Raw genomic sequence first — 25817 nt, 5'->3', positions numbered from 1 at the left:
AATAAGCAAACAAAAATGCCGGCAACATGGCCCGGCAAAAGTAGCCTCTAGGGCTCCGAATGGCCGATACGGAGAAAAACCAAAAGAAAACAATATACAAAATTCGGGCATTCGCAAAATTGCCTACATCCGGAATTCAAAAGGAAGCGTAGCTACTTTCGCTACTGTACATAACAGTAATAAAATCAGGGCATAAGTCCGCAGAAGAAGCTTTCATAAATAGTTCATTTTCCTTTAACCCTTTTCCCATTTTTTCTTTCCATGAAGAAAAACCTTACCCGTCCCGTTCTCCAAGTAGCGTTAGCTGCCGCCGCTGTGGGTGGCCTGCTGACCTGGAGTGGGCATACCAATCGCCTGGAGGCTTCCTCCCACCGCGAGGCTCCCCTTATCGCCGACGACCCGCTCGCCGATAACACCGACCTATATGCTTTCCGCTCGCCGGATGCGCCCAACAACGACGCCAACGCTACGGTCACGATTGTCGCCAACTACATCCCGTTTGAGCTGCCCCAGGGCGGTCCGAACTTCAACACCTTCGGGAGAATATTCGCTACGAGATTCACGTCAAGAACGACGCCACTACCACTGGCGACGATATCACGTACCGCTTCACGTTTACTCGCACTAATGGTGACCCAACCACCTTCTTCCGGGTACGTCTGGGGGCAGAGAACCTGAAAACTACCTACAAGCTGGAGCAGATTCTGGCTAATGGTACGCCTACTACGCTTATCGCAGCTGGCACTGTGCCCGCGCCTAACATCGGGCCGCGCTCTATCACTGCCGCCGCCGGTGGGCCTGCTGGTTTAGGGCAGTCTGATTACGCAACCTACGCGGCCAGCACGATTCAAACCGTAGCGGGCATGAAGGTATTCTGCGGCCCCACGGATGATGCCTTCTTCACCGACCTAGGCGGTATTTTTGATTTGGGTGGTATCCGCAGCGCAAGCAGCGCCCGCGACGGCCTGGCTCGCAAGAACGTGCACTCCATCGTAATGCAGATTCCGGTAACGGCCCTGGCTAAGGCTGGTACGCCGGCCCTTACGGCAACTACTACCGGCTTTGAGGTGCCGGCCGCACCGGCGCTGCCCGTATCGCCCTATACCATTGGGGTATGGGCTTCGGCCAGCCGCTTGTCGCTGCGTACCATTAACACCGACGGTACCCGCCCCGAGTCGGGCACCTACGTGCAGGTATCGCGCCTGGGTATGCCCCTCAACAACGAGGTTATTCAGCCTATTGGCATGAAGGATGGCTGGAATGCCGCCTCGCCCTACGGCGTATACGCGCCCGCTGCTGGCTCGCAGCAGGCCATGTACCGCGCCAACCTCCAGAACCCGGAGCTGGGCCTGTACATGGCTGATAACACGCCCAAAAACGGAGCCGCTGCTAAGCCGGCCAACCAAACCTATTACGGGGAAGCAGTTCCTGGCTTTGGCCCGCTTCGCATTCAGACCAAGTCGCTGGCCGGCTTACTGCCGGCTTCGACCGGCTTGTCGGGTGGTTTCGACTTCCGCAACGGCGCGGCTGGTCTGAGCCCGCTGTATGGCACCTCGTTTACTGCCGGCACCGCTTTCGCCGCCAGCCCCGCCGGCTTCGGCGAACTGTTGCTTAATAGTGGCATGGCCGGTGCGCCCCGCTCGGTCGACTTGCTCCCCATCTTCAATACCGGGGTGCCTAACCTGATTCCGTATCAGCTTGCAACCGGCAAAACCGGCGGCAACCCGCTAACGGCTGGTAAGCCCTTCATCAACAACTTCCTGCCAACTTTTGGCGACATGCTGCGCCTGAACATGGCCGTGCCGCCGACGCCCCGCAACTCGCCCATGTTCAGCTCGGAAGGCCTGCTGGCAGCTGCTACGCTGGGTCTTACCAATACGACCTATAATGGTAGCGCTGCCATTCAGATGATTCCGAACATGGACGGCTTCCCCAACGGTCGCCGGCTGGAAGATGACGTGACCCGCATCGAGCTGCAAGCCGTGAGCGGCGTGGTGCTGGCGGCCGTAGGCCTGTGGTACGACGACTACATGGTTGGCACCACCGCGAGCCCGGTTACGCCGCAGCTGGGCAACGTATTGGGCTTCACGACCAACGTCGAGAAAAACGATACGACGTTCCGCGTCGCCTTCCCGTACGTGCAGACGCCCTGGAGTGGTACCACCGCGCAGCGTGTAGCCCTGGCCCAGCTGGCCCCGAGCCAGAACCTGGGCTTCGCCCCGACCCTGACCATGGCCAGCGCCTACCCCAACCCTTCGGCCGGCGTAACCAACCTGCATCTGGAGCTGGCAGTAGCCACCAACCTCTCGGTGGAGATTCGCGACGTGACGGGCCGCCACATTGCCACTATTGCTGCCCGCAACTACCCGGCCGGCGTAAGTGAAATCAAATGGCAGCCTGCCGCTTCCGTAGCGCCCGGTCAGTACATTGCCTCGCTTTATACTGGCAAAACGCTGGTGCAGTCGGTGCACGTTGCCCGTCTGTAGCCTGCCGCTGGTGAAGCCTCCGCAAGGAGCCTTTACTACTAAGTAAAGAGCCGCCGGTTAGCTTTGAGAGCTGGCGGCGGCTCTTTTAGGTATTTGCCCAATATAATAACTACTATATATTAAATTGTATGCAAAAAAAGCTATATTCTGGCTTGCTACTGGCTTTCGGCTTGGCCATAGCCGCTATTCTGTTCTTTAAAAAGCAGGGCCCGCCCGCCCTGCCCGAACCCAAAGACCGCATCGGCCGCCTGGCGCTGGGCGGCGAATGGGTTAATACCAAAGCGTCGATGCAGGGCTTGCTGGCCAAGCTGCGCACCGACCCCAACGACCAGAAAAGCCGCCTGCTGCTGGCCGAGGCGTATATGCAGGAAGGCCGCATTACTGGTAACCACCCGTATTACGACGCGGCGGCCATGCAGCTGTTGCAGGAAGTACTGAAGGCCAACCCGGAGAACTTTGAGGCCCTGTGCTGCCAGGCTTCGCTAAGCCTGACGCAGCACCACTTCTCGCAGGGGCTGGCGCTGGCCCAGCAGGCGCAGGAGCTGAACCCACAGAGCGGCTATGTGTATGGCCTGCTGACGGATGCCAACGTGGAGCTGGGCCATTACGACGAAGCCATCAAGATGGCCGATAAGATGAACCAGGTGCGCCCCGACCTCACGGCTTATGCCCGCGTCAGCTACCTGCGTGAGATTCACGGCGACATTCCCGGCGCTATCGAAGCCATGGACCTGGCCGTGAAAGCCGGCTATGCCGGCCTCGAGCAAACCGAGTGGAGCCGCGTGGCGCTGGGCCATTTGTATGAGGTAAGCGGCCAGCTCGATAAAGCCCAGGGCTACTACCAGATGGCGCTGGCGCTGCGGCCCAACTACGCCTATGCGCTGGCCGGGCTGGCCAGGGTGGCGGCGGCGCACCAGGATTATGCTACCGCTATCAAAGACCTGAACCTGGCCCGCGCCACCGTGAAGGACTATGCCTTTACCGATGAGCTGGTGGATGTGTACCGGCTCAACCACCAGCCCGATGAGGCCGATAAGATGGCCCGCGAATCGGTAGCCATGCTGGCCGATGCCGCCAGGCAAGCCAATAACGACGAGCAGCTCGGCCACTACACCGACCGGGAGCTGGCCTACGCCTACCTCAAAACCAATGAGCTGGACAAAGCCCTGGAGCACGCCAAAATTGAGTATGCCCGCCGCCCCGACAATATCGACGTGAACGAGACCCTGGCCTGGGTGCACTACAAGCGCGGCGAGTTTAAGCAAGCCCAGCAGTACATGCAGGTAGCCCGCCGCACCCACTCGCAAAACCCGGTGCTGCTTTGCCGCGCCGGCCTCATCCTCAGCAAAAACGGCCGGCCCGCCGAAGGCCGGGCGCTCATCGAGCAAGCAGTGAAGACCGCGCCCTACCTCAACCCTGAAGTGACAGCCGAAGGCGAAACCCTGTTGGCCGCCCGCTAGTTGTGTTAATATAGTGAAAATTATATGTAATGCAGTTCCCCGGTGTCGCTTGCCCGCCTCGCTGGCCGGCAATCGGCGCGTGCAGGCTGTGGCGGTGCTCGCCCTGGCCTGGCTGCTAGCGCTGCCCGCCGCCGCGCACGTTATCGACGCCGACCTCAGCAAGCTTTCCCGGACCGCCGTTTTCTGGACCTACATCCAGCTCGGCTTCACGCATATTATTCCGCTGGGGTTCGACCATATTCTGTTCATTATCAGTCTCTATATTCTGGAGCCGCGCCTCCGGCCCGTGCTGATGCAGGCCACTGCCTTCACGGTGGCGCACTCCATTACGCTGGGGCTGGCCATGTACGGTATCATTAAGCCGCCGGGCAGCGTGGTAGAGCCCATTATTGCGCTTTCCATCCTCTTCGTCGCGATTGAGAATATTATTACTACCAAGCTCAGTCCGTGGCGGCTGGCCATCGTCTTCGGCTTTGGGCTGATTCACGGCATGGGCTTCGCCAGCGCCCTCACCGGCCTGGGGCTGCCGCGCAAGGACTATTTTGGCTCGCTTATCTCCTTTAACGTGGGCGTCGAGCTGGGCCAGGTCAGCATTATTTTGCTGTGCTGGCTGCTGGTGGGGCGCTGGGCCTACGGCCGGCCCTGGTACCGGGCGCGGGTAGTAGTGCCGGTTTCTATCATCATCGGCCTGGTGGCCGCCTACTGGACGGTCGACCGCCTGCTTGCCTAACTAAATGATTACTTATCAGCCGATTGTCGCTTGCTCGTTTTTGCTTTTTTATGCTTCGCCCGCTCCTTACCTGGCTTTTGCTGCTCAACTACCTGCTGGTAGTAGGCGCGGGCCTGCTCGTGAGCCGGCCCCCGGAGCCACTGTTCACGGCCGCCCACCCGTACGTGCACAGCAAAGAATGCCAGCAGGCCAACTACCTGCGCCTCGACTGCTTTGAGCAGTGCAACGGCGACCAGCACGCAGTACAGCGCCGGCTGCCCACCGGCACCGGCCTGCATTACCTGGCCCAGCTTAAGGGGCTCGATGTGCACTGCGTGGCCGCCAGCCCCGTGGTTGGGGCCATTTCGCTGCGCTGGCCGGTGGCCACCCGGCGTTTGGTACTAAGCCGGTCGCTACTTCCTGCCGGCTTTGGCGGGCACGACTACCCCCCGCCCCAATACAGCTGAAACTGCCCAGCCCCCTGCCACCGCCCGGTGGCCGGAGTTTCCTCCGTGTGCCGCCAGGCGGACGCGGCGGGCCGTTTCATGTTTTTTACTGATGCTGGAAATGCGCCCCGCTGCGGGCGCGCCGGCGTCGCTGACGCAGGGGTATGCACTTTATTTACTTTTGGGGGTTACAGATTTCGCGGCGGCGCTGGCAGCCGCTGGGGCTGCTGGTAGCGGCTTTGTTTCTTTCTTTGGGGGCGCTGGCCCAACGCCCGGCCGCCTTGCGCGGCACCGTGGCCGACTCGCTGTCGGGCCAGCCGCTGCCGGGCGTGAGCGTGGGGCTAGTGGGCCAGCCGGGCGGCACCGCTACCGATGCGCTGGGCCAGTTTCGCCTGACTGGGCTGGCGCCCGGCGCGTACAGGCTGCGGCTTGGGGCCCTGGGGTATCGCCTTACTACCCAGGCAGTCACGCTGGTGGCTGGCGAAGTAAGGGGCCTGGCCGTGTCGCTGGCCCCGGCCGCCCTCAGCCTGACGGAAGTGACGGTGAGCCAGCCCCGCGACCTCAACCAGAACCTGGCCGCCATCACCCACATTGACCAGACGCTGCGGCCCATCAACTCGGCCCAGGACCTGCTGCGGCTGGTGCCGGGCCTCTTTATTGCCCAGCACGCGGGCGGCGGCAAGGCCGAGCAGATTTTTTTGCGCGGCTTCGATGCCGACCACGGCACCGACTTCGCCGTGAGCGTCGATGGCCTGCCGGTGAACATGGTGAGCCAGGCCCACGGCCAGGGCTACGCCGACTTTCACTTCGTGATACCCGAAACGGTAGAGCAGCTCAAAGTATATAAAGGACCCTATACTGCCCGCTTCGGCGACCTGGCCACGGCCGGCGCGGGCGAGTTTCTCACCAAAACCAGCCTCGACCACAGCCAGGTGAAGGTAGAAGCCGGCCAGTACAGCACCTACCGGGCGTTGGTCATGCTCGATTTGCTGGGAACCCACCACTTGTTGACCAAAAAGTCGGAGAGTGCCTACGTGGCCAGCGAGTATTATTTCAGTGCCTCGCCGTTTGTGAATAATCAGTGCTTTAAGCGCTTTAATGGCATGGGTAAGTACACCGGTCAGCTCACGGATAATACCTCGCTCACGCTGTTTGGCTCGTATTTTACGTCCAGCTGGAATGCCAGCGGGGAGATACCCAGCCGGGCAGTGGCCGATGGCCAGATTACGCGCTTCGGCAGCATCGACCCCAGCGAGGGCGGCGCTACCAACCGGGCCAACGCCTACGCTACACTGACCATGGCCTTACCCCACGATGCGGTGCTGCGCCAGCAGGTGTACTACACGCGCTACAACTTCAGCCTGTTTTCCGATTTTACCTTTTTTAAGGTTGACCCGGTAAACGGCGACGAGATAAACCAGACCGATACCGGCCGCAACCTCTACGGCTACACCGGCACCTACGAGCGCGATGACCAACTGGGCGTGCGCAGCCTGCACACTACGTTGGGCCTGGGCACCCGCCTCGATGACTCGAACCTGGCCCTGCGCCATGCCACCAAACGGGCTATTCGGGATACCGTAGACATAGGCCGCCTGCACGAGCAAAACCTGAACGCCTACCTCGACGAGACGCTGGAGCTAACCGACCGCCTGCGCGTGAACGCCGCCGTGCGGGCCGACCTGTTTGTGTTTGATTTTCGGGGGCAGATTGCCGACTCCGCCAAGGTATTTGGGCCGTTGTGGGGCCGTGTAAACGCGGCTCGCGTGTCGCCCAAGCTTAACTTCTACTACCAGCTTACCCCGGCTGTGCAGCTATTCGTGCGCTCGGGCCTGGGCTTTCACTCCAACGATGCGCGGGCAGTTGTGCGCGGCACCAACCCCGTGCAGGCGCTGCCCCGCGCCACCGGAGCCGAAACGGGCAGCACCTTCAAGCCAGTGCCGGAATTGGTAGTGAATGCGGCTTTCTGGTACCTGCGCCTGCAGGATGAGCTGGTGTATAATGGCGATGAGGGCACCACTACCAGCGTGGGCCCGACCCAGCGCTTCGGCTTCGACCTGTCGGCCCGCTACCAGCTGAACCGCCGGCTGTTTCTCGATTTTGATGGCAACTATAGCCACGCCCGCCTGCTTGACGCGCCGGAGGGCGAGAATTTTGTGCCGCTGGGACCTGTTTTTACCAGCATTGCGGGCATCACCTACAAGCAGCCTAACGGCCTGAGCGGCAGCCTGCGCTACCGCTACCTGGGTGGCCGCCCGGCCACCGAAGACAACTCGGTGCGGGCCTTGCCCTACTTTGTGGTCGATGCCGTGCTGGCGTACACCCAGCCGCGCTACCAGCTGGGCCTCACGGTGCAAAACCTGCTGAACGTGGACTGGAACGAGGCCCAGTACGCCACCGAAACCCAGCTGCGCGGCGAGGCTGCCCCGGTTACCGACCGCACCTTCACGCCGGGCACTCCCTTTAATCTGCGAGCCAATGCCAGCATTTTTTTCTAGCCCCGGCCCGCCAGGGTGCTGGCTGTAGCGCCGGGTTCGGATAGCTGATAGATGGCGATAGGCGCTCTGCGCCTGGTTCGCTGCCGGTAGCATCCGGCCTCGCTGCCCTAAATTTGGCCATGGCTTGTCGGGTACTGTCGCTGCGGGTTTGGTTTGGGGAAATACTGGCGCTGGGCTGCCTCGGGCTGGCCGCCTGCGATTCCGGCGCGGCTTCCCAGCTGCCGGCGCATACCAGCGCGGCCGGCTCGCACGCCGCGGCTTTTGTGGCTAAGCCGCCCCTGCCCGATTCGCTTCAACTCACGCCCGTGCCTCCCGTGGCCGGTGTGCCCGATACCTTGCGCCAGGCCATTGCGCAGCTGCACCAGGCGCTGGGGCCCGCCGCGGCCGACCTGCGGCCCGCCGTGCTGGAGCAGGCCTGCGTGGGCTACCTCACGCTGCACCCCACCGGCCGCATCGAGCGGGCCGGGGTGCTGGCCGTAGCCGATATGGACCTGCCCAACACTACCGAGCGGCTGTGGGTAATCGACCTGCAAGCCGCCAAAGTGCTGCACCGCAGCCTGGTAGCCCACGGTCAAGGCTCGGGCCACCTGCGCGCCCGGCGCTTCTCCAACCTCGAAAGCTCGGCCTGTACCTCGCTGGGGTTTTATCGTACGGCGGGCACCTACGACGGTATTCACGGCTACTCGCGCCGGCTCGAAGGGTTAGATAAAGGGGAGAATACCAACGTGTTTGACCGCTACATTGTGCTGCATGCTGCCGACTATGCTAGCCCCGCTTACGTGCAGCAGCACGGTCATCTGGGCTACAGCCGGGGTTGCCCGGCACTGCCGCCGGGCCAGTACAAGGCCATTATCAGCACCGTGCGGGCGGGCAGTATGCTGCTGGTAAGCGGGCCGGGGCTGGCCTCGCGCTGGCTCGACGGGCCGGCCGCCGGGCGGCGCTTTGCCCGGCGCGGCTGGCGCTGAAAGCGGAATTATTTTAACTGCCCCGCCGTTTTAAGTACCCAGGGCAGGGAGAGTTTCGTATAGTAGCTTTGAATCAGCTTGTTCGTCTCGGCGAACGCTTTCTACCTACGCTTCACGATAAATAGTTATGAAAAAGCATCATTCCAGTGTAGTGCAGCGGCAGCGGGATGGTCGCCGCCGTTCGCAGCGCCTGGTGCGCCGCGTGCTGCCTTTTGTGGCTTCGTTGTTTCTGGCTACGCCGCTGGCCGGCCCCTTGCTGAAATCGTCGGCGCACGCGCCGGCTAAGGTAGCTGCTGCTCCTAAAGCAGTAGCGGCCAGCCCGCTGGCCCGCTTCGATGCTACCCTGCGCCAGACCTACGCCCGCCTGGGAGCCGAGCAGCAGGGCCTGCGCTTCGAGGTGTTTCAGAAAGCTATGACCGGCTACCTCAACCTCCGGCAAACCGGCAAGCTCAACGAGCATCAGCAGCACCTGACGGTAGTCGATTTCGACCTGCCCTCGACTGAAAAGCGCCTGTGGGTACTCGACCTGGCCAGCGATAAGATTCTGTTTCATACGCTCGTAGCGCACGGCCACAACTCGGGCGAAAACGGCGCCAGACAGTTTTCCAACACCGACCAAAGCAACATGAGCAGCCTGGGCTTTTACGTAACGGGCCAGGAATACGAGGGCAAGCACGGCCACTCGCTGCGCTTGCAGGGCCTGGATGAAGGCTTTAATACCAACGCGGCGGCCCGCTCCATCGTCATGCACGGCGCTGATTACGTGAGCGAAGACTTCATTAAGCAGAATGGCCGCCTGGGCCGCAGCCTCGGCTGCCCCGCCCTGCCGCTCGACCAGTACGCCCAGATTATCGACCAAGTAAAAGGCGGCAGCTGCTTATTTATGAGCAAGTCGGATGCCGGGTACACGTCGAAATACCTGAACCAGGATATTGCGTTGGCGGCACTCTCGCTCAAGCCAGCTACGAATTCTTAAGCTTATTTTTTACTGGCAAAGGCCCTTCTACTAGCGTGGAAGGGCCTTTCTGTTTTTTCACCGCAGAAGATGCAGAGGGCTTGGCAGAAGAAACGCAGAAGAACGACCTTCGCGTCTGCTGCGGTGAAAAAACTATGGCAGCCGTACCAGCCGCTGGTGCTGGCCCGCCAGCTCTACCTCGTACAGGCCGGGCGCCGCCGGGTGGCCCTGCGCGTCCAGCCCATCCCAGCTGGTTCGCGAGGAACCCAGGCTGCCGGACGTAGCCAGCTCACGCACCACCTGCCCCCGCGCGTTACGGATGCGCAGCGGCTCGGGCGCGGCAGTCGGCGCGTAGCGCTCGTAGCGCAAGCCCACCGCGCCGCTGAAGGTGCGGCTGTCAGGCACGGCAAGCGTCAGGGTTTCGGGGTCGGTTTGGGCGGCGGGCGAAGTGAGCAGGCGCAGGCCAGTGAGCGTAATGGTCGCTTGTTTGGTAACCACAAACTCAGCCAGAATTTCGTGGCGAACCGCGTCGTAGTGCCAGGCCGAAGCGGCCAGCGGCTGGCCGTCGAGCTGCACGGCCGCGGGCGAAGCGGCCGCCCGCGCCACGCGCAGCTGCACCAGCCGCCGGGCCGGCGCGCCGGGATAGGTGCCCGCTACTGCCACCGCAACAGAAGCCTTATTACTAGTAACCTTGCCCAGCAGCCGCACCGTAGCATACTGCTTCTGAGCCAGCGCCTGGGCTGAGTGGCCATCATCTTCATACACCGTAAAAGAGGATATAGGCACATCCGCCGCGGGGAAGAAGCGCACGGCCAGCGTATCGGGCCGGAATGCGGCCGTGCTGGAGCGGTAGGCCGTCAGGGGTACGAAGGCCCCGGCGCGGGCCAGCAGCGGAATGTGGCCCAGCGGCGCATTCAGGCCCACCGTCTGGCCGCCGGGTAGCGTCTGGCCGGTTTCGAAATCGACCCAGCCGCCGGGCGTGACGGGCAGCACCACGTTGCGCCGCCGCTGGCCGGGCTGATTTACGGGCGCCACCAGCAGGTTGGGGCCGAGCAGGTACTGGTCACCGGGTAGGGAGCTGGAAGTAGGCTCTTCCGGCGCACTTCGGTGCAGGGTAAGCGGAGGCAGGGCACTGGGTTCCGCGCCCCACTTACCCGTTGCCTTGCTGGTGCCCCCGCCCCAATCGCTGCTATCCGCAGGCAGGGTCTCGTCAGCCGTGGGTGGTGGAGGCGGCGCAATTTGCCGGCTAAACGACGAGCTGAAATCCATCGTCCGCGCCAGCGGCGCGCCCGTCAGGGTGTTCTCGGCCGCCAGGGTATAGAGGTAGGGCAGCAATTCCATTCGCAGGTGCGCATACTTTCGCACAATGCTCTTGTAAGGCTCGGGGTAGGTGTAAGGCTCGGGAGCCACTACCTGGTCGGAGTGGGGACGCATAACCGGGCAGAGCGCCGCCAGCTGGAGCCAGCGCGTGTACAACTCGGGGTCCTGAATGGCATTGGCCCCGAAGCCGCCCGCATCGGAGTGCATGTAGCCGACGCCCGCCTGACCCATGCCCAGCATGATGGGCACCTGCGCCTGCAAGCCGCTCCAGGTGCGGCTGATGTCGCCGCTCCACGGAAATACCGAGTTGCGCTGCATGCCCGCCCAGCCCGAGCGAGCCAGGTTAAACAGGCGCTCATTGGGGTATTCCTTGGCGTAATTATCCTGAAAAATGCCGGCCCAGGTAATGCCGTAGGCGTTGTGCACCTGCGGCGTAGTGCCCAGCGCGTGGTGCATGGCCAGCGGGTGGTTTTCGGGCTCGCCGAGGTCGCTCCACCAGCCGGCCGCGCCCTGGTCGTGCAGCCGCTTATACTGTGCCCACAACCAGCTGCGGGCTGCGGGCCTGAATACATCAACAATGCTCGCCGGCCCGGCCCAGAACGAGCCGACGGTAAACGGCCGCCCAGCCGCCGTGGTACCCACCAGGCCTCGTGTGCGCACCAGGCTGTCGTTCAGGGAAGTGCGCATGACGTAAGGCTCGGAAATCAGAATGGTGTTTACGCCCTTCGCCTTCAGGTCGCGCATCATGCCCGTCGGGTCGGGAAAATTGGCGGCGTCCCAGCGGAAATCACCCTGCCGGGTAGTGCCGCCAAACCAGTACAAATCCAGCACCAGCGCATCGAGCGGAAAGTTCTCGCGGTGCATCCGATCGGCCACGGCCAGCATCTCGGCCTGGCTGCGGTAGCCGAAGCGGCTCTGGATGAGGCCCAGCGCCCAGCGCGGCGGCAGCGGCTGCCGCCCCGTAAGGGCCGTGTAGCGGTCCAGGATTTCGGCTTGATTTCGTCCGGTTACCACGAAGTAGCTCAGGCTGTTCAGCCCCTGCACGCCGTATTCCAGGGCGTCGGCCTGCTTCTTGCCCAGGTCGAGGTACCCGGCCGCATAGTGGTCGAACAGCAGCAGGTAGCCCCGGCTGCTGAGCACCACGGGCAGCGTCACGTTCAGATTTTGCTCGCCGTTCTGGTAGCCGTAGTGGGCCTGGTTATAGAGCTCCAGCCGGTAGCCGCGCCGGTCGAGGGGCAGGGCGCGGGCCCCGGTACCGTAGAGCCGCTCGCCGGACGCCAGTCGGAAGCGTACGCCCGTGCCAGCCGTCTCCCCGGCGCCGCAGCCTGGACTCTGCGAGTCCGGGCTTAGGTTGGTAGGGGAGGCGAGGGGCTGGCGGCGGAAAGGTGGGGCGGCTTCGCTGAAGAGCGGTGCAGTGTTGGGACTATTGCCATACAGGGAAATAGCCAACGTTTTTTTATTAATACTTACCGACTGGCAATTGATAGTAAACGTCAGCTTGTCGGGATACACTTCCACTCCTGAGCAAATGTCAGGACCATATTTTTTTATCATCTCCACTGGGGGCGGGCCATCGCAGCCATGCTGACAATACGACTCGTACCTGACCGGCTGCGGCGGCTGCACCACGCTCACCGATGAGTCAGCCACGGGCGCCCGACCTGGCGCGAAATAACTGATTTTAACCACTCCCGGCGCCCATGTTTGAATACGCCTGAGGCTGCCGTCAGTAGCTCGAACTTCCAGCATCAAGCGTACCGATTCGCCCTCTTTAAGCTCGTGATAAACCTTGTGCGACAGATACCGCCCTCCCGGTACCTCGCGCATTGCCACCGCAGGGCGGCCAAACGGGTCCTGAGTGGGCGGCCGGTCATCCGCGCGCTGGGCGTGGGCGGGCGCGGCGAGCAGCACGGCGGCGAGCAGCCAACCGGCTTGGTGAAATATCTTGAAAATCATATTTACTAGGTGCGAACCCCAAAGTTCAGCATATAGCCGGGCTATTCGCATAGAGTGGGTGGCAAGCTGGTGGGGCCGCCCTGGTAATCAAGGCAGAAGATAAACCGGGCTGGCTGGTTTTTAGGCTGGCCATAGCGGGGCATTCCCTCTTAACCGCGACCTTTGCCCTACACTCTTTCTTTGTCGCTCAGTGAGTTATTCAGTTGAGCGGCAGCCTTCTTATCTACCTATAATGCTCACTCTCAACACTTCGCCGGTGGCCTCGCCTGCGGCCGCGGCATCGCCGTATGCGGCGGTCTTTATTGATTTTGAGAATGTTTACTATTTTCTCAAAAACCACTACCTCGACCCGCAGGACCCCCACGACTACGCCCTCGACCTGGTGCGGGCCCTGCGCGACACGCTCAAGCGCGAGCTGGGCCTCGACTCGCTGGTGCTCTACGCCTACGCCGATTTCGACCGTTTGCCCAGCGGCCCGCAGGGGCCGCTGTACCTCATGGGCGTCGATACGCGCAACGTGCTGGGCACCGACCATAAAAACGCGGCCGATATGCAGCTATGCATCGATGCCCTCGAAGTGCTGTATACCCGGCCCGACATTGGCACCTTTGTGCTGGTGGCCGGCGACCGCGACTACATTCCGGTGCTGCAACACCTGCGCCGCCAGGCGCGGCAGGTGAAAGTGGTGGGCTTCCGCGAAAGCGTATCGGGCGACCTGCTGCTAATGCTGGGCCAGGAGCATTTTCTCGATGCCCGCGAGCTGCTGCCCGCCGGCCGCCTGCAGGCGCTGGAAGACCACCGGGCCGCCCGCCAGCAGCAGGCCGAAGAAACCCGCCGCCTGCGTGAGCAGGGCACCGTGGGCGTGCAGTCGGCGGCCGCCCGGCAGGCCGCCCAGGATGCCGCCAGTGCGCCGGCTGCGGCTTCGGCCGGCCAGGCCGTGTCGCCGCCGCCCGTGCGCCTTACCACCGCCGCGCGCCCGCTCAGCATGATGGAGCAGCTGCTGCAAGAGCCCGCGCCCGCGTTTATGCCCAGCCGCCGCGTCACGCGGCCCGACGAGCGCCGCTGCCTGGAGTTTCTACTGGAGCAGGTCCAGAAATTTGGTAATCAGCAGGCTACGCCCGAAATATGGGTCAGCCCTTTCCTGCGCCGCCTCACCGACGTGCTTCCCGAGCTGCCCGACTGGGAGCGTCGCCAGCTGCTCACCCAGCTCCGCGAGGCCGGGGCGGTGCGCATCGAAAAGCGCGAGGGCGAGCCGCACCCGTTCTCGGTTATCATCGTCAATTACCAGCACCCCGACGTGTGGGAATTAAACCCAGGTGAGAAAGAGTAGTTAATATAGTAAATTAAATATATTTAAAAGAGGGTCTTGCCGGTAGGGAACTGTGTTTCCTACCGGCAAGACCCTCTTTTTAGTAGTAAACCGCGCTTAATTGGCCCCGCCGCTGGTGGGCGGAGCGGGAGTGGTTTTGCCGGTGCAGCAGCCGTGAGGCTTGGGGTCGCACTTTTTATCGTGGTCGTCGAAGCAAGAGGTGAGGGCGAAGCTCGTGAGCAGGGCCAGCAGCGGGAGTTTCAGGTGCGTAAAAAAACGGGGCATAAAAGTTGGGTTGGGGTGAAAAAAAGAAAAGCTATTCGGAAGAGCCGGCCGCTGCGGGCCGGGTTGCAAAGCTCCGAAAAGATACTGCTTTTTTATCAACATCCAAGAGAATCAGATTATTGCCCCAGCTCGAAGAGCGGTAGCGGCTTCAGGTCGGCATAGTTGCCGCCCAGTTTATTCAGCTCGTCGTGGTGTACCAGCAGGTAATTGTTGTAGGCCTTGGCAGCGGCATCATAATGGGCGCGGTAGCTCACTACATTGTTGTCGGCTAGCTGAATAGCTTCTACGTAGTCGCGCACGCGGGCCGAAGGCGCATTGCCTTCCGGGGCCGCGATAGGATATACCAGCTTCAGAATAGAGTCCTGCACGGCATCGTAGCGGTCGATGCGCGGCGAGGAAGCCATCGTCTGGCGGTCGTAGCGCTGGGGCTGCAGGCGAGCCGCTGCCCGGCGCAGACTGGCCAGTCCGGCCTGGTTGGCGTTGGGAAGTTTGCTGAGGTCTTGCAGCAGCTCGCGCAGGTCGGTCAGCTTTTTGTCGTCGCTGGCCATCATGCGGTGCCAGTTGCCATCGGCCGAGTCGCGCAGGATGTCGAACTGTGCCCGCACGGCGGCGGGCGAGGCCGGGCTGGTAGCCGTGGTGGTGTTTTTGGTGGCGTCGGGCTTGCACATCGGCAACACGGCCAGCACCAGCAGGCTGGCGAAAAGAACGGCTTTCATGAAAAGAAAAGAAAATTCAGCGGTAAATCTATTCCGCAAGCTCTCAAAATTAAGCTATTTAACGCCAGCCTGCTGTCCGGCGTACTTTTGCGCTTCTGAATTTTTGTAAAGGCCGGCCGCTACTGCCGGTGGCAGCTCCTTTTCCCGATACGCTACTTTATTTCTCATGGCTGATTTAACGCCCCTTTCCCAGCTCGGCGAGTTTGGCCTCATCCGCCGCTTGCAGCGCGCTATTACGCATACCCAGGCCTCTACCATTCTCGGTATCGGCGACGATGCCGCCATTCTGGCCCCGCCGGCCGGGCAGGAGGTCGTCGTAACCACCGATTTGCTGGTCGAAGGCGTGCATTTCGACTTGTCCTTTTCGCCACTCAAACACCTGGGCTATAAAGCGGTGGCCGTCAACGTCTCCGACGTAGCCGCCATGCTGGCTACTCCCACCCAGCTCGTAGTGGGCCTGAGCCTGCCCAGCCGCTTCACCGTGGAGGCCGTGGAGGAGCTGTACGCCGGCATGCGCTTGGCCTGCGAGGCCTACGGCGTCGATTTGGTGGGCGGCGACACTACCAGCAGCCGGGGCGGACTGGTTATCAGCATTACGGCCCTGGGGCAGGTAGCGGCCGGGCAGGCCGTGCGCCGCTCGGGCGGCAAGCCCACCGACATTCTGTGCGTATCGGGCGACCTCGGCGGCGCTTACCTGGGCCTGCAAGTGCTGGAGCGCGAGAAGCAGGCTTTTCTGGCCGACCCCGAGACGCAGCCCGAATTAGAGAATTATGAATATATAGTAAATAGACAATTAAAGCCCGAGGCGCGGCTCGACATCGTGCACGAGCTGCGCGAGCTGGGCGTGCAGCCCACCGCCATGCTCGATATTTCCGACGGCCTGGCCTCGGAGGTGCTGCACTTGTGCGCAGCCAGCGGCACCGGGGCGCGGGTGTTCAGCGAGTATTTACCCCTGGCCAACCCTACGCTCGAAGCCGCCGCCGAATTCAACCTCGACCCCATTATGTGCGCGCTCAACGGGGGCGAAGATTATGAGCTGCTGTTTACCATCCCGGTTGCCGACCATGCCAAGATTAAAAACCACCCCGACATTACCGTCATTGGTCACCTTACGGAGAAAAACGACGCGGTGAATCTGATTACCAAATCGGGCCAGGCCGTGCCGCTGCAAGCGCAGGGCTGGGAGCATTTTTAACCGCAGATTTAACGGATTAAACGGATTGCGCAGATACGCCCGCTAAAGCGGGCTGACTGTGCTGATTGCCAACTGAATGCATCAAGTAGCCAGCCCGCTTTGGCGGGCGTATCTGCGCAATCCGTTTAATCTGCGGTCAGTCTTCCGGGTAGGGGATGTACACGAAATTCGTGAACTCCTCATCCACCACGAACAAGCAGCAAAACTCATCCGGGTTTTTCCAGGTACCGATAAAGTCCTCGATTTTCTCGGGGTCCACGATACCCTGCTGGGCTAGTATTTCGAGGTAGCTGGCGAAAACGTGCCACTGTAATTCCTGCTCGTCGGCGTTGATGAGCAGGCTGCCGAGCTGCACCGCCTGCCGGGCAAAGACGAACACCGGGTACTGCGAAATCTCGCGCTTGCGGATTTGGTAGGAGGCTTCCTTGATGGTGTCGGAGGCGGTGGCAAAATCCTTGGTAATCGTGCCCAGGTATTTGCCGTTTAGCTCGGGGTCGTTAAAATAATCCATACATTATCCGTCTGCTTCGACGGGTTTCCAAATTAAATGAAGTGCTAGACCAAATACGAAACCATTAATTACTGCTCCTACATAAAGTGGTAGCGATTCTGTAAAGGAGCTATTTGACATCAGGCCTATCGTCAGTCCATAAATTACTGCGCCGTATACTGCTGATAAGAAGGCAAATAATACAACGTTCGTTCTGACGATTACCTTCTTAATATAGAAGTCGGGAAGTTGAATAAAAATCACATTAGCTGCTAGCGAGAAAAACCAGAAGGTGACTCCGCCAAAAAGCAAATCACTTGCAATGCCAAATCCCTTTGAATGAGCTTTAAGGTATAAAGCGCACGCTATAGTCTGTGCAAGCCATCCAATAAACAACGCAACAAGGGCAGATAATGAATAGTCGCGCATAAATTATTCAGTAATTCTACTTCAGCTCCAGCAGCACCACGTTCTCCACGTGGTGGGTGTGCGGAAACATATCCACCGGCTGCACGCGGGTTACTTTATACACTTCATCCAGCAGTTCTAAATCCCGCGCCTGGGTGGCGGGGTTACAGCTATCCGGCATGTTGGCGTTTGGCTAGAGTTGCGCGCTGGGCCACTATCTCGGGGTTCTTGTCATTTTCAGCCCGCAGCTTTTGGAAGAAAGCGCTGATTTCCTGCTCTTCTAACTCGGTGTAGGGATGCGACACAATGGGGGTGAGGTCGACGCCCTGCGGCTCGTGGCCCAGCTTGCGGCGAGGGTGGCGGGTGGTTGCAATAGCCATAGCGCTAAGATGAAAAGAAACCGGGATAATACTGCTTAACGAGTGCCACGGCGGCTGGGGTTCCGATAGGCGCAAGCCGCCTAGCTCCTGCGCGCCCAGCGCCTCTTTATAGTGCGTTTTCAGCGCCGACTTGCTGTCGAAACTTACGAAGCCGTCGTAGCCCAACTCAAATGACCAGCGGCAGGCGAAGGCCACCAGGTTGGCCAGCACCCCAAGATACACCTTGTTACTGCCCTTGTTGAAATTGGCACTCTCTACCAGGTGCATAAATACGTGTCGGGCTTGGCTTCGAGGCTGATAAGACCTTGAATGATGCGCGGATTATCAACCGTATGGAGTTGATAGACCTGCCGGCCGGGCGTAGCAGCCTCGCGAACCCAGTTGAAAGCACAGCCTTTGGCCGCCAGCCTCTTAGCTACAGCGGCCGGCAGCGTACGTACCTTCGTTGGGAATGACCCGCCCGTTTGTGCGTTCTCAATCGAGCGCGTGAGCTTGTCGATGCGCTCAGCAAAAGCAGGCGATTTTGGCATGGCTAGACTTCCTTAATCGTGTCGGAGGCGGTAGCAAAATTCTTGGTAATTGTGCCCAGGTATTTGCCGTTTAGCTCGGGGTCGTTGAAGTAGTCCATGAGTTTTTTATAGCCTACCCATTTTTTTAGCAATTACCAGATACTCTTCGGACTCGACAAAAGCAATTCGCTCATTAATTATCTCACGATAAGTAGTCAGATTCTTAGGTGTATTTTTCTCTTCAGCAATTAATTTATCGGAGAAGGAAAGATGTTTTAACGAATTTAAAATAACCTGCTCATCATCTGAGCGAATTGGTATTTCAATTTTATTTAAAAGAAAGCTGCCTGGGAAATTTTTTTGTGGGTGTTTTGTTAAAAACATTATTTGGCAGAACTCAACTGTAAACGCAGTGTAGTTTGTATCGGTTAAATTAAGTGTTACAGAGCCTCCATCCATCCAAAGCGATACCTGATGAAGAATGAGGTTGTCCCTGAAATCTAGTCCCACTAATAAGTTTTCCATAGCTTGGCGCTGTATCTACTTCAACTCCAGCAGTACCACATTTTCCACGTGGTGGGTGTGCGGGAACATATCCACCGGCTGCACGCGGGTTACTTTATACACTTCATCCAGCAGTTCTAAATCCCGCGCCTGGGTGGCGGGGTTACAGCTGATGTAAACGACGCGGGGCGCGCGCAGGGCCACGAGGCGCTTCACCACGTCTTCGTGCATGCCGGCGCGGGGCGGGTCGGTAATGATGACGTCGGGGTGGCCGTGGTGGCTGGTGAAGGCTTCGGTGAGCATATCCTTCATGTCACCGGCGAAAAACTCGGTGTTGGTCACGACGTTGATTTCCGAGTTCACGCGGGCGTCGAGCACGGCCTGCTCCACGTACTCGACGCCGACCACGCGCCGCGCTTGGCGGGCCACGAAATTGGCGATGGTGCCGGCGCCCGTGTAGAGGTCGTACACGAGGTCGGTGGGCTTGATTTCGGCGAAGTCGCGGGCCACTTTGTAGAGGTTGTAGGCGCCGGCCGAGTTGGTCTGGTAAAACGACTTGGGGCCGATGCGGAAGCGCAGGCCTTCCATGTCTTCCTCGATATAGGGCTTGCCCTGGTAGCACACCACTTCCAGGTCGTGGAAGGTTTCGTTGCCCTTGTTGTTGAGCACGTAGTTGAGCGAGGTTATCTGCGGAAACCTGGCGTACACCGCGTCGAGCAGGGGCAGCAGCGCCTCATCATCGTGGTAGCACTGCAAAATCACCATCGTTTCCTGGGTGCTTTCGGCGGTGCGGATGATGAGGTTGCGCAGCAGGCCGGTCTGCTTCACCATGTCGCCGAAGGGCAGGCGGTGCTGGCGGGCATAGTCGCGCACAAACAGCCGGATTTCGTTGCTCGGCTCGGCCTGGAGCCAGCAGTGCTCCACGTCCAGAATCTTATCGAAGCGGCCGGGCGTGTGGAAGCCCAGCACGCGGCGGTCGTAGTGCGCGTTCTCATCCTTAATCTGGGTTTCGGTGAGCCAGCCGTTGCCGCTGAAGGTGTATTCGAGCTTGTTGCGGTAGTAGAGACGCTCGGGTGAGGGCAGTATCCGGCGCACTTCGGGCAGCGCCACCTTGCCGATGCGGGTGAGCTGGTCTTCGACCTGCTGCTGCTTGTATTGCAGCTGGGCATCGTAGCTGAGGTGCTGCCACTTGCAGCCCCCGCAGGTGCCGAAATGCTGGCAGAAGGGCGTAGCGCGCAGCGCGGAATACTGATGAAAATGCACCGGCGCGGCCTCCATAAACCGCTTGTGGGCTTTGGTGATGCGCAGGTCTACCACATCGCCGGGGGCCACCTGGCCCACGAATATCACCAGATTTTCGATGCGCACCAGGCATTTACCTTCGGCGACCATGTCCTGGATTTCGACGTTGCGGAGGGCTTCGGGCGGGATGGAGTTGGCGAGCTTGGTGGCTTTGCTGGGCATACGTTTCGGCAGTAAAAGACCACAAAGATAGACCACTGATTAGCGCGGATTTTAGCGGATTTCACGGATTTTGTGGCTGGCGCAGTCTGGCCGCTGGCCGGCTACCCGGCCGGGTAGCGGCCAGACTTAACATCAAAAAAGCTTGCCGAAGCAAGCTTTTTTGTAAGAACAGCCATTCACAAAATACGTGAAATCCGCTAAAATCCGCGCTAATCAGTGGTCTATTTAACCACCTCGACCCAGCCTTTGGTAGCGGTGCCATCGGGCAGCTTGAAGAGGTAGTAATATACCCCGGGGCTAATATTGGGGTCGGCGCCCCAGGCATTGCTGGTGTTGTTGTAGTTGGTGGTCGAAAAAACCTCGCGGCCCCAGCGGTTAAAGATGGTCATGGTGTTGCCGGGGTACAGCTGCACGTTGTCGATTTGGAGCACGTCGTTCTTATTGTCCCCATTGGGAGTGATGATATTGTAGAACGCCGTTTTATTGGCAAAATCAACGCAGGCCGTGTTGGAATTCGACTCGCGCGGGGTAGCCTCGCCCGAGAAGGCCACTACCCGGAAGCACTGGTTGAAACCCTGCCCGGTATTGGGGGCGCTGTATTGCAGCGTGGCCGCTGGTAGGGTCGCAACCAGGTTATAGCCCTTGCCATCATCCTGGCGGTAGAGGCGGTAGCCCGCTACCACGAAGCCCTGGTAGGCCGACCAGCTAAGGTCGGCGGTGCCCTGGCTGCGGCCGGTGCCGGGGCTGGCAGTAGCTTTCAGCAGCACCGTAGTAGCCGAGGCAGGCGCAGGCAGCTCATCGCCGCAGCCGTTGGTGAGCGCCAGGCTGTACTCATAGGCCGTTTGGGCGGCGTTGCCAGTGGCATCGACAAAGGTGGAAGCCGTGGCGGCGACGGTGCCGACCTGCGTAAAGGCCCCACTGCTGCCGGCATCGCGGCGCAGCACGCGCACGGTATTGGGCGTAGTAGTGGGGTTGGCTACCGAGAAAGTGAGCGTTACCCTGGTATTGTCGGTCGGCACTACCGAGGCCAGCGCGAGCTGCGGAGCCTGGGCATTGTCGGGCACTATGGTAATGGCCACCGGCGCGCCGGCGCAGCCAAACTGCGAGCTTTCGGTTACGCTCAGGGTTTTGTTGGTCGTGCTGCCGGCCGGGAAGCTCACGGCAATAGTAGCCGTGCCCTGGCCCGAAGTAATAGTACCGCCGCTGGCCGTCCACTGGAAAGTAGAGCCGGGAGTGGCGTTCGGGACAGTATACGTGAGCGTGCTGGCCGCCGGGCACACAAAGCGCGGCCCGTTGATGACGAGCGCGCCGGGCAGCGGGTCAATTATAATGGTTTTGCTATATAATGGCCCGGCGCAGCTGCCGGCGCTGGTTTCGCGGGCCGTGAGGGTATACGTGCCCACGGCTGTGCCGGCCGGGATGGTCACGCTGCCATTCGTGTTGGGGAGGGTAGTGCCATTAAGCTGAAATACGTAGCTCGACCCAGCCATGCCCGGTAGCGAATAGGCAACGGCCCCGCTGCTCACGCAGAAGCGGGCCGGCCCCTGAATAGCCAGCGTAGCCGACGGCGAGGGTTTCACGGTGATGTAGAGCGTATCGCTCACTCCCCGGCAGATGCCGCCGGCGGGGTTGCTGGTCTGCGTCACAACGAGCTTGGCAATACCCGGCTGGCTAAAGCTGATGCTGGTCGTATTGCCCGTATTGACCAGCGTACCCTTGGCACTGCCAAACAGCTGCCAGGCATACGACGAGCCATTGATGGCGGGCGTAGCGTAGGCAAAGGGGCCGTCGGCCTGGCACACGCTGCCGGGCCCGCTGGGCTTCACCGTCTGGAGCTGCTGGTTGATAATAACGGGCAGCGTAAACACATCCGAGGTGCAGCCCAGGGCGCTGGTCGAGGTCACCTTCACCGAGCCGGTACCCGCCGCGCCCCAGTCTACCGTAATGGAAGTGCCGCCGTTGGGACTGGTGATTTTGCCACCCGCTACTACCCACTGATACGTGGTGCTGTGCGGGTTAGCGATGGCATACGTGATACCCGTAATGGTAGGGCACACTGATTTCGGGCCCACGATGGTATCGGCAACCGGGCGGGGGTTGATGGTAATCAATACCGAATCTTTGCTGGAGCAACCCAGGGCCGTAGTTGCCAGCACCACGTATTTCTGCACAAGGGGGGCATTGGTCGTATTTACCCCCGTAAGCACGGGCTGGGCCACGCTGGCACTGCTGAGGTTGGCGGCCGGCGTCCAGCGGTAAGTATAGCCGGGCAGGGCGGCCGTACCCAGCGTGATGGTCGATTTGTCGCACACGGCCTGCGCCGGACCAGCCGCCGCCGTAGCGGCCGGGTTGACTGTCACAGCTACTGTGCCGGTATTTACGCAGCCGGTGGCGGTATTGGTAACAGTAAGGGTATAGGTCTGAGTAAGAGGTACGCTGGTGGTGTTGGACAGCGTTACGGTCGGGTTGGCCGCCGTGGGATTACTCAAGCCAGTAGCCGGGCTCCAGCTGTAGGTAAAACCTGTTACAGCCGGCGCGCCGAGCCGGGCCGAGCTGCCCGAGCAGATGGTAGCCGCCGCTCCGGCTGCTACTACGGGCAGTGGGTTCACCGTCACGGCTACGGTGCCAGTGCCAACGCAGCCGGTGGCTGTGTTGGTAACAGTAAGGGTATAGGTCTGGGTAACAGGCGCGCCGGTAGTGTTGGTCAGCGTCACGGTCGGGTTGGCAACCGTGGGGCTGCTCAGGCCCGTGGCCGGACTCCAGCTGTAAGCAAAGCCAGTCACGGGCGGCGCCCCGAGCTGGGCCGAGCTGCCCGAGCAGAACGCTACGCCCGCGCCCGGCACCGCTACTACCGCCGGGTTTACCGTAACTACAACTGAAGCCCCACTGGCGCAGCTAGTAGCGGTATTGGTAACGGTGAGGGTATAGGTCTGGGTAATCGGCGTACCGGTGGTGTTGGTCAGCGTTACAGTTGGGTTGGCTACGGTCGGGCTGCTCAGCCCGGTGGCCGGGCTCCAGCTATACGTCAGGCCAGCAACCGGCGCCCCGCCGATGGCTACCGGCACGCCCGAGCATGTTGTAACACCAGCGCCCGGTACGGCCGTCGGCAGTGGGTTTACCGTCACGGCTACAGCAGCGGTACCAACACAGCCAGTGGCCGTGTTGGTAACAGTAAGGGTATAGGTCTGAGTAAGCGGCGCGCCGGTAGCGTTGGTCAGCGTCACGGTCGGGTTGGCAACCGTGACGCTGCTCAGCCCGGTCGCCGGACTCCAGCTATACGTCAAGCCAGTCACGGGCGGGGCTCCGAGCTGGGCCGAGCTGCCCGAGCAGAACGTGACGCCCGCCCCCGGCACCGCGGTAGGCAGTGGGTTCACCGTTACAGCTACAGTAGCGGCACCGACGCAGCCGGTGGCAGTATTAGTGACGGTAAGGGTATACGTCTGGGTAACAGGCGCGCCGGTAGCGTTGGTCAGCGTCACGGTTGGGTTCGCGGCCGTGGGGCTGCTTAGCCCTGTAGCTGGGCTCCAGCTGTAAGTAAAGCCGGCCACGGCCGGCGCCCCAAGCTGGGCCGAACTGCCCGAGCAGAACGTGACGCCCGCCCCCGGCACGGCTACCACCGCCGGGTTTACCGTTACGGCTACCGAGTTGGTTGCGGTGCAGCCGCCGGTAGCGCTGGTTTCGGTCAGCGTGTAGGTAGCGACGATGGGCGAGCCCGTAGTATTGGTGAGCGTCAGGGTAGGGTTTGCTACCGTGGAGCTGCTTAGGCCAGCTGCTGGGCTCCAGCTGTAGGTGTTGCCCGCTACGGCGGTGCCTCCCAGCGTAATAGCTGACCCCGAGCAGGTGCTGCGCGCAGCCGCGCCCACGTTGGCGGCCGGTAGCGGCACTACCGCTACGGTTACCTGAGCTGTACCTGCGCAGCCGTTGGCAGTAGCAGTGCCAGTGATGGTATAAGTAGTCGTCTGGGCAGGGCTTACGGTAAATGGACCACTGCCGCTCTGGGTTATGCCGCCGCCCGAGAGGGTATAGGGCGCGGTACCGCCCGTTATGGTAAGCGTAGTGCTGGTGCCCTGGCAGATGCTGAGCCCCCCGCCCACGCTAAGCGTACCGGCCGGCGCCACGGCTACGGTCTGCGACAGCGAGTCGGTAGGGCAGCCGTAAGAGGAAATTCCTTTCGCCACGACCGTGCCCGAGCCAGCCGTGGTCCACTTTACCTGCACCGTATGGCCCGTATTACTGCCCACAATGGTGCCGCCTATCGCCCGCCAGCGTACCGAAGGCGCAGTGCCGCCGGTGGCCGTATAGGTGCTCACGGTATTCAGGCTGCATACCAGCGCATCGCCGCTAATGGAAGTTGGCCCCGATGGCCGCGTAACCGTGATGCGGATAACATCGACTGCTGTCTTGCCGGCGCAACCGATATCCTTGACGGTCAAGGCAATATCATAGGGGGTGGCGCGGGCCTCGCCACAGGCCGAGTTATAGACGAAAGTGCCTGAGGCAGAGCCTGTGCCCGTAGCCGTAGCCGTGCCCGTGGCGGCGCCCGGCGCCACGCTGCCCGTGCTGCCGTTAAACGTGGTACTGAAGCCCCCGGCCCCGTCGAGCAAGACGCTGTTGAGCGTAAGCACCAGTGGGTGGTTGTTGGCCTGCGTCACGGTAAGCGGAATGCTGAGGGCCTGGCCTTCTTCGATGCTGTAGCTGCGGGGCGTGGTAGCCAGCGAAGGCAGCAGCGGGGCCACCGTGGGCGGGCAGTTGGCTACTACCAGCTGCAAGTCGCGCCGGGTGGTGCCCACGAGCACTTCCCGGCCATTAATAGTGCGGTATTCGCTTACATCAACCGCTACTACATACTTGCCCCCAACGTTTGTCGACCCATATTTGGCAATACCCGTGCTGGCATTAAGGCTGGCAAAATTGCCGGTGCCGGTGCCGAAGGGAGTTCCTGCGGTATAGCCGGCCTTGTAGGGTACCGGTGGCGGAGGCGGCGTAAAGCTGGTGGTGGGCAGCTCCCCGTTTACGGCCGCTACGTTGCCATAGGGCTGGCCAAAGGAGTAAACCAGCCGGTCGCCATCGGCATCCACGGCGTTGTTGAGCAGCATGGTCGTATCGTTGGCGCAGATAATGGCCACGGCCGTATCCGAAAAAACCGGCGACCGGTTGGGCAGTAGCGGCGGCGATAGCGTCGCGTAAAGCGTCAGGGCCTGGCTGCCGGGATTAGTCAGGTTGGTAACGTCGTCGTTGCGGGCGCTGCGCGTAAAAACGGCGTAGTAGCCCTTAATCGAGGCTGGCAGACTCACCACCGCAATGAATTTTTGCAGCTTGAACGGCTGCGATACGCCCGTAATCTGGCAGCCTGATGGCGTGTGGGGAGTGAGGCAGCCTGACAAGGACGTCGAAGGGATTTTCAGCATCCCCGTCTGCCCGGCATCCGTAGGGGAGGAGTTGGTAGCGGCAAACGCCGAGTTGAGAGCCGTCAGCACTACCCGCGTCCCGGTGGCTTGGTCGTAGATGCCCACATTGGCAAACGCATTGGGCGCGGCCGGGGTCTGGCCGTTGCCGGTGGTGCCGCAGTTGTTATATATCGTAACGGTTATCTCATAGCGCACGGGCGCCGTGGCAGGTCCGTTGTTGTCGAGGTAGCGGTAAGTCATTTCGCCACCCAGCAGGTGAGTAGCCTGCGCCGGGCCGGCCGCCAGCGCTAGCAGGGCCAGTACCAGAGCGGGTAGCAGCCGCAAGCGGCGAAGTAGAAGTGAGCGCATAGAAGC

19 protein-coding genes and 2 pseudogenes are annotated in these 25817 nt (G+C 61.0%); 10 read left to right on the top strand and 11 right to left on the bottom strand.

What is annotated here, in order from left to right; genetic code table 11:
* Positions 1-261: 261 nt before the first annotated feature.
* The 8 genes and pseudogenes from F6X24_RS16155 to F6X24_RS16125 form a co-directional block, all read left to right on the top strand.
* Positions 262-2090 (top strand): annotated as a pseudogene (locus tag F6X24_RS16155) (DUF4331 domain-containing protein); the annotation flags it as partial.
* A gap of 141 nt (positions 2091-2231) precedes the next feature.
* The gene (locus F6X24_RS19360; RefSeq protein ID WP_317132526.1) at positions 2232-2486 is read left to right on the top strand and encodes a T9SS type A sorting domain-containing protein; all 255 of its coding nucleotides are present in this window, start codon (positions 2232-2234) and stop codon (positions 2484-2486) included.
* A 128-nt stretch (positions 2487-2614) separates the two neighbouring features.
* Entirely contained in the window at positions 2615-3946 is a 1332-nt protein-coding gene (locus F6X24_RS16150; RefSeq protein WP_151088995.1) for a tetratricopeptide repeat protein, read from the top strand.
* A 49-nt stretch (positions 3947-3995) separates the two neighbouring features.
* Positions 3996-4676: a HupE/UreJ family protein gene (locus tag F6X24_RS16145; RefSeq protein WP_229725169.1), complete on the top strand. Its 681-nt coding sequence runs from the start codon at positions 3996-3998 to the stop codon at positions 4674-4676.
* Positions 4677-4726: 50 nt separating this feature from the next.
* Complete coding sequence (locus F6X24_RS16140; RefSeq protein WP_151088994.1) at positions 4727-5122, top strand: hypothetical protein; 396 nt, start codon at positions 4727-4729, stop codon at positions 5120-5122.
* 143 nt (positions 5123-5265) lie between these two features.
* Complete coding sequence (locus F6X24_RS16135) at positions 5266-7599, top strand: TonB-dependent receptor (RefSeq protein WP_151088993.1); 2334 nt, start codon at positions 5266-5268, stop codon at positions 7597-7599.
* A 119-nt stretch (positions 7600-7718) separates the two neighbouring features.
* On the top strand, positions 7719-8564 hold the full coding sequence (locus F6X24_RS16130; protein ID WP_151088992.1) for a murein L,D-transpeptidase catalytic domain family protein: 846 nt from the start codon (positions 7719-7721) through the stop codon (positions 8562-8564).
* A 127-nt stretch (positions 8565-8691) separates the two neighbouring features.
* Positions 8692-9540: a murein L,D-transpeptidase catalytic domain family protein gene (locus F6X24_RS16125; RefSeq protein ID WP_151088991.1), complete on the top strand. Its 849-nt coding sequence runs from the start codon at positions 8692-8694 to the stop codon at positions 9538-9540.
* 132 nt (positions 9541-9672) lie between these two features.
* Here the strand turns inward: F6X24_RS16125 and F6X24_RS16120 are convergent, their stop codons facing one another.
* Entirely contained in the window at positions 9673-12795 is a 3123-nt protein-coding gene (locus F6X24_RS16120) for a TIM-barrel domain-containing protein (RefSeq protein ID WP_191906358.1), read from the bottom strand.
* Between the two features lie 232 nt (positions 12796-13027).
* Between F6X24_RS16120 and F6X24_RS16115 the strand changes: the two genes are divergently transcribed.
* Positions 13028-14125, top strand: coding sequence for an NYN domain-containing protein (locus F6X24_RS16115; protein WP_151088989.1), 1098 nt, complete (start codon positions 13028-13030; stop codon positions 14123-14125).
* A gap of 96 nt (positions 14126-14221) precedes the next feature.
* Here the strand turns inward: F6X24_RS16115 and F6X24_RS19025 are convergent, their stop codons facing one another.
* Both F6X24_RS19025 and F6X24_RS16110 read right to left on the bottom strand, forming a co-directional pair.
* Positions 14222-14389 carry a hypothetical protein gene (locus tag F6X24_RS19025; RefSeq protein WP_173242212.1) on the bottom strand — a complete coding sequence of 56 codons (168 nt, stop codon included), beginning with the start codon at positions 14387-14389 and terminating at the stop codon, positions 14222-14224.
* A gap of 116 nt (positions 14390-14505) precedes the next feature.
* Complete coding sequence (locus F6X24_RS16110; RefSeq protein ID WP_151088988.1) at positions 14506-15105, bottom strand: hypothetical protein; 600 nt, start codon at positions 15103-15105, stop codon at positions 14506-14508.
* A gap of 166 nt (positions 15106-15271) precedes the next feature.
* Between F6X24_RS16110 and thiL the strand changes: the two genes are divergently transcribed.
* A complete protein-coding gene (gene thiL / locus F6X24_RS16105; protein WP_151088987.1) occupies positions 15272-16300 on the top strand; it encodes a thiamine-phosphate kinase in 1029 nt (342 codons plus the stop codon).
* A 136-nt stretch (positions 16301-16436) separates the two neighbouring features.
* Here thiL and F6X24_RS16100 read toward each other — a convergent pair whose 3' ends face one another.
* The 8 genes and pseudogenes from F6X24_RS16100 to F6X24_RS16065 form a co-directional block, all read right to left on the bottom strand.
* Positions 16437-16811, bottom strand: coding sequence for a hypothetical protein (locus tag F6X24_RS16100; protein WP_151088986.1), 375 nt, complete (start codon positions 16809-16811; stop codon positions 16437-16439).
* A 3-nt stretch (positions 16812-16814) separates the two neighbouring features.
* A complete protein-coding gene (locus F6X24_RS16095) occupies positions 16815-17219 on the bottom strand; it encodes a hypothetical protein (protein ID WP_151088985.1) in 405 nt (134 codons plus the stop codon).
* A gap of 16 nt (positions 17220-17235) precedes the next feature.
* Positions 17236-17370 (bottom strand): annotated as a pseudogene (locus F6X24_RS16090) (hypothetical protein); the annotation flags it as partial.
* A complete protein-coding gene (locus F6X24_RS19225; RefSeq protein ID WP_229725165.1) occupies positions 17369-17845 on the bottom strand; it encodes a hypothetical protein in 477 nt (158 codons plus the stop codon). The gene F6X24_RS19225 and the pseudogene F6X24_RS16090, both read right to left, overlap by 2 nt.
* Positions 17833-18108, bottom strand: coding sequence for a hypothetical protein (locus tag F6X24_RS19220; RefSeq protein ID WP_229725163.1), 276 nt, complete (start codon positions 18106-18108; stop codon positions 17833-17835). The genes F6X24_RS19225 and F6X24_RS19220 overlap by 13 nt, the downstream gene beginning before the upstream one ends.
* A gap of 105 nt (positions 18109-18213) precedes the next feature.
* Positions 18214-18612, bottom strand: a complete 399-nt coding sequence (locus F6X24_RS16075; protein WP_151088983.1) for a hypothetical protein — start codon at positions 18610-18612, stop codon at positions 18214-18216.
* A gap of 15 nt (positions 18613-18627) precedes the next feature.
* Complete coding sequence (gene rlmD, locus F6X24_RS16070) at positions 18628-20055, bottom strand: 23S rRNA (uracil(1939)-C(5))-methyltransferase RlmD (RefSeq protein WP_229725162.1); 1428 nt, start codon at positions 20053-20055, stop codon at positions 18628-18630.
* A gap of 221 nt (positions 20056-20276) precedes the next feature.
* A complete protein-coding gene (locus tag F6X24_RS16065; RefSeq protein WP_151088982.1) occupies positions 20277-25811 on the bottom strand; it encodes a T9SS type B sorting domain-containing protein in 5535 nt (1844 codons plus the stop codon).
* Between the last annotated feature and the right edge of the window lie 6 nt (positions 25812-25817).

Origin of the sequence: Hymenobacter baengnokdamensis (genome assembly GCF_008728635.1) — a bacterium.
GTDB classification, from domain to species: Bacteria; Bacteroidota; Bacteroidia; order Cytophagales; family Hymenobacteraceae; genus Hymenobacter; species Hymenobacter baengnokdamensis.
This window is presented reverse-complemented; position numbering and strand designations above follow the sequence as displayed.

What these genes read in the sequence shown, in the direction of transcription:
- F6X24_RS16115 (WP_151088989.1), top strand. Translation starts at nt 13,028, where the DNA reads ATGCTCACTCTCAACACTTCGCCGGTGGCCTCGCCTGCGGCCGCGGCA.
- F6X24_RS16100 (WP_151088986.1), bottom strand. Translation starts at nt 16,811, where the DNA reads ATGGATTATTTTAACGACCCCGAGCTAAACGGCAAATACCTGGGCACG.
- F6X24_RS16150 (WP_151088995.1), top strand. Translation starts at nt 2,615, where the DNA reads ATGCAAAAAAAGCTATATTCTGGCTTGCTACTGGCTTTCGGCTTGGCC.
- rlmD (WP_229725162.1), bottom strand. Translation starts at nt 20,055, where the DNA reads ATGCCCAGCAAAGCCACCAAGCTCGCCAACTCCATCCCGCCCGAAGCC.
- F6X24_RS16135 (WP_151088993.1), top strand. Translation starts at nt 5,266, where the DNA reads ATGCACTTTATTTACTTTTGGGGGTTACAGATTTCGCGGCGGCGCTGG.
- F6X24_RS19360 (WP_317132526.1), top strand. Translation starts at nt 2,232, where the DNA reads ATGGCCAGCGCCTACCCCAACCCTTCGGCCGGCGTAACCAACCTGCAT.
- F6X24_RS16095 (WP_151088985.1), bottom strand. Translation starts at nt 17,219, where the DNA reads ATGCGCGACTATTCATTATCTGCCCTTGTTGCGTTGTTTATTGGATGG.
- F6X24_RS16065 (WP_151088982.1), bottom strand. Translation starts at nt 25,811, where the DNA reads ATGCGCTCACTTCTACTTCGCCGCTTGCGGCTGCTACCCGCTCTGGTA.
- F6X24_RS19220 (WP_229725163.1), bottom strand. Translation starts at nt 18,108, where the DNA reads ATGCCAAAATCGCCTGCTTTTGCTGAGCGCATCGACAAGCTCACGCGC.
- thiL (WP_151088987.1), top strand. Translation starts at nt 15,272, where the DNA reads ATGGCTGATTTAACGCCCCTTTCCCAGCTCGGCGAGTTTGGCCTCATC.
- F6X24_RS19225 (WP_229725165.1), bottom strand. Translation starts at nt 17,845, where the DNA reads ATGCACCTGGTAGAGAGTGCCAATTTCAACAAGGGCAGTAACAAGGTG.
- F6X24_RS19025 (WP_173242212.1), bottom strand. Translation starts at nt 14,389, where the DNA reads ATGCCCCGTTTTTTTACGCACCTGAAACTCCCGCTGCTGGCCCTGCTC.
- F6X24_RS16075 (WP_151088983.1), bottom strand. Translation starts at nt 18,612, where the DNA reads ATGGAAAACTTATTAGTGGGACTAGATTTCAGGGACAACCTCATTCTT.
- F6X24_RS16120 (WP_191906358.1), bottom strand. Translation starts at nt 12,795, where the DNA reads ATGATTTTCAAGATATTTCACCAAGCCGGTTGGCTGCTCGCCGCCGTG.
- F6X24_RS16125 (WP_151088991.1), top strand. Translation starts at nt 8,692, where the DNA reads ATGAAAAAGCATCATTCCAGTGTAGTGCAGCGGCAGCGGGATGGTCGC.
- F6X24_RS16140 (WP_151088994.1), top strand. Translation starts at nt 4,727, where the DNA reads ATGCTTCGCCCGCTCCTTACCTGGCTTTTGCTGCTCAACTACCTGCTG.
- F6X24_RS16130 (WP_151088992.1), top strand. Translation starts at nt 7,719, where the DNA reads ATGGCTTGTCGGGTACTGTCGCTGCGGGTTTGGTTTGGGGAAATACTG.
- F6X24_RS16110 (WP_151088988.1), bottom strand. Translation starts at nt 15,105, where the DNA reads ATGAAAGCCGTTCTTTTCGCCAGCCTGCTGGTGCTGGCCGTGTTGCCG.